Origin of the sequence: Ruoffia sp. FAM 26255, from assembly GCF_045528525.1 — a bacterium.
Classification (GTDB): Bacteria; Bacillota; Bacilli; order Lactobacillales; family Aerococcaceae; genus Ruoffia; species Ruoffia tabacinasalis.
The window spans coordinates 1-3,440 of sequence record NZ_JBGQQX010000100.1 but is presented as its reverse complement, the minus strand read 5'-3'; the positions used below and the strand labels follow the sequence as shown (position 1 = coordinate 3,440).

Annotated in this window: 3 protein-coding genes; all 3 read right to left on the bottom strand. The window is 32.0% G+C overall.

The window, feature by feature from the left end:
• Positions 1-118: 118 nt before the first annotated feature.
• Genes ACEN31_RS11295 through ACEN31_RS11285 form a run of 3 tightly spaced genes read right to left on the bottom strand, consistent with a single transcriptional unit; the run spans position 119 to position 3,322 of the window.
• The gene (locus ACEN31_RS11295) at positions 119-1,138 is read right to left on the bottom strand and encodes a site-specific integrase (RefSeq protein ID WP_407090579.1); all 1,020 of its coding nucleotides are present in this window, start codon (positions 1,136-1,138) and stop codon (positions 119-121) included.
• Positions 1,125-2,120 carry a tyrosine-type recombinase/integrase gene (locus tag ACEN31_RS11290; protein WP_407094242.1) on the bottom strand — a complete coding sequence of 332 codons (996 nt, stop codon included), beginning with the start codon at positions 2,118-2,120 and terminating at the stop codon, positions 1,125-1,127. Before ACEN31_RS11290 ends, ACEN31_RS11295 begins: the two co-directional genes overlap by 14 nt.
• Positions 2,117-3,322 carry a site-specific integrase gene (locus tag ACEN31_RS11285; RefSeq protein WP_407090576.1) on the bottom strand — a complete coding sequence of 402 codons (1,206 nt, stop codon included), beginning with the start codon at positions 3,320-3,322 and terminating at the stop codon, positions 2,117-2,119. The genes ACEN31_RS11290 and ACEN31_RS11285 overlap by 4 nt, the downstream gene beginning before the upstream one ends.
• Positions 3,323-3,440 lie beyond the last annotated feature (118 nt).

Genomic DNA, 3,440 nt, shown 5'->3' with positions numbered 1-3,440 from the left:
ATTCATCTTATGAAAAGTTAAATATTATGTAAAGTAAGGCGCTGAAACTCTAATTTCAACGCCTTTTGAAGTAAGTTTCTTTTCATAATAAAGAGTCTTAATTCTCATATTTTTAACTCTAAATAAATTCTTTCAACCAATCTAGTAGAACTTCTTTGTCATTTGTAGTCAATGTTTCTTCTGGAAGTACATTATTGCTAGCTGCTTCGATTGCTTTTCGTTTAATTTCTGGATTAGCTTTCGCATAGATTTCCGTTGTTGAGACGGATACATGACCTAAAAAGTCTCGAATATAAATCAAATTAACATTTGCTTCTAGTAAGTGCATTGCTTTACTATGCCTTAAGGCATGAGGTGAAATTTTCACTGGGAAATGATTAGAATTGTTTATTCGCGCTATTTCAAAGTGTTTTTTAAGAATATATCCTATGCCAGCACGACTGAGTCTTCTTTTCTGTTTATTAAAAAAGACTGGAATTTCAAGGTTTTCTTCATCCAATAATTGGTAATTATCTATATAAGATTTTATAATATTTACTGTCTGTGGGGTAATTGGTATTACACGTACTTTTTGTCCTTTGCCAAGTAACTTTACAGTTGCTGGAGAAGACAATCTCAAATCACAAACATTTAGATCTATCATTTCCTGAACCCTTGCACCTGTATCATACAAAAGCGTCAAAATGGCTAAATCTCTTTTTCCCTCTTTAGTTTTACTATTTGGAGTAGCCAAGAGCTTTCGAATTGCATTAATTGTTAAATAGGTCATTTGTCCTGTATTTTGAACTTTTTTTGCCTTAATTGAAAGGATAGAGTTACATCTCTCTATGTTCTCAGGCGTTTCAATTTGTAGAAATCGGAAAAAAGATTGAAGTGCAGCAAGCCTTTGATTCCGTGTTTTGATGGAGTATCCTTTTTTATCTACTAGCCAATTCAGAAAATCTTCTATAAAGTCTTTATTTATATCGGTAATTTTCATTTTTTCGGGTTTCAAATTAAGAACTTTGGTGCAGTATCTTAAGAAAATAGTGAATGCATCCCGATATGACTTTACTGTATTTTCACTATAGTCCATTCTTGATGGAATGTATCTAAGAAAGTATGAGGATAAATATTTGCCGAAATTATATTCTTTCATCTTCATTCACCTCCGGAAAAACGCCCTGATACATTTCAGCAGTTGAATTAATGATGATACCGTAGGTATCACTTGACAGCCGTAGATATTGTTCTGTACTTATAATATCACGGTGTCCCATATACGTCTGTAACATTGGAAGCGCAGAATAAATATCTTGCCCTTGACTAACCATTTTTTCCAAAGAATGAACTGCAAAAGTGTGTCGTAAATCATGTATCCTGGGATGAACAGATTCAGAAGAAATTATTCCAGCTTTAAGTAATATCCTTCTAAAATTGTTTAATATCGTTTTACTTTTGTATTTTTGAGTATCAGGAGCCGGATAAAAATGCCCTTCAATTTTCATATTAAATGTCATTTTTTTGGCATAATTACGACAATAATCCGTTAACGTTTCTGACATAGGAACAATCCGGGTTATATTGTTTTTGGCTTTATTTACTGTAATTACACCATTTTCTAAGTTGATATCTGTTTTATGCAAAGTTAAAGCTTCGTTAATCCGTAATCCGCATCCGTATAACATTCGTAAGAGCATTGGATAAATGAGATTATCATGTTCACTATTCTCTGCCAAGCATAAAGTGTCAACTATCGCCCAAATATTTGACATTTCTTTGTGTGTAAAGATATATGGGGCAAAATTATCTCTTATTTTAACAAACTCATTTTTCGGAAATACATAGAAATTGAATTCTAATGTGTTCATGAACAGTGCAAACTGTCGAATAGTACTCATCCTCTGGTGCTGTGTTTTAGTGGATTCAGTGCCTCGTTTACTCACATAATCATTCACCATTTTTTTTGTGAGAATAGGATTTTTAAGTTCATATGTTTTAAAAAAATTATCAATCTGCCTTAATCTGTAATAGGATGACACTTGAAATTTATAACCTAACCCTTTTTTATAATCAACATACATAGTGCAATAACTAGCGAAAGGTCCATTAAAGATATACTCTTTTTCTGTATCTATCATGAAGGTACCTCCAGACCAACGGTTCGGAGCTGTTCGGTATCGATACGAAGATACATCTTAGTCGTATTCGAATTTTCATGGCCTAGTATTCCTGAAATAATAGGTAATGGGGTGTTATCTTGTAAAAGGTTACTTGCCAAACTGTGTCTCATTGCATGAAGACCATGTTTTCTATTTTTAGTTTCAATTTGAGCAAGTTTCAAGTATTTGTTTATAATACTCCAAAAGACATTTCCTTTTTCAAAACGCCCATAAGGCGTTCTGTGCCTAATAAAAATATGAGGATCATCACAGATTGGTCGACCATTTTTCAAATAATCAATCAATGCATATTTTATATTATCACTCAGTGGTAACTGCAAGAAATTCTTTGTTTTCTCTTGAATATATTCAATTTTTTCTAAATGCCATTTAATGTTATCCGTCTTTAATTTTCTAATATCACCCGCTCGCATTCCTAACTGAATGGCCAGTAGTAAGACAAGATAATCGCGCCGACCAACAGCTGTACTTCGGTCTACATGATAAAGCAATACTCTAATTTCTTCAGATGTATAATACGATGGTAATTTTTCTAGCTTATTTGATCGAATAATTGGCAACAGCTGATTTAAATGATAATTATTGTAATTACCGGTGTTTAGAAAGTTTAAAAAATCTCTCAATGTGTATAGAATAGTCTCTTTTGTGGATACTGCATAATTTGTCATTATTGATTCGATATACATCAAAATATTTTTAGACTGTATCTTTGAAATATCAGAGATTTCATTTGTTTTCAAAAAATGAAGAAATCGAATAATAATAATTTGTTTTCCTTGAATAGTTCGATCTGTCAGATTTGATTGTTTTAGATTTTCGACATAACTCATAAGAATGTCAAAGTAACAGTCGGGTACCTGAAGTCCCTTTCTTTGATAGCATTTATTGAATGTATCATCTTTCAAAAAATCGTTTAAAACTTTAATTGATCGGACAGTAAATCTTTGATACGGCGTTAAGTCAATATCAAAATCAACTCTATAGTGATTCGCCAAGAATTCATACCCAAATTTAAGAGTGAAGTCTTGAATGTTTTTTAAGTCGGCGTATTTTTCGAAGCAATTCCAACAACTTTTATAGCGAGTTTTTGTCCCTTCAGAGTACCCTAATTCATCTAAATGCATAGTCGCTTTCCTTATTAAACTTCCAATAGTATCCATTATTTCGTCCTCCTTTTAGAATAAGGATACTATATTATGTATAGTTAGAAACACAAAAAGCTTACAAAACCAACAGGACTTGAATCTAGCTTTACATAATAAATAACTTTTCATAAGA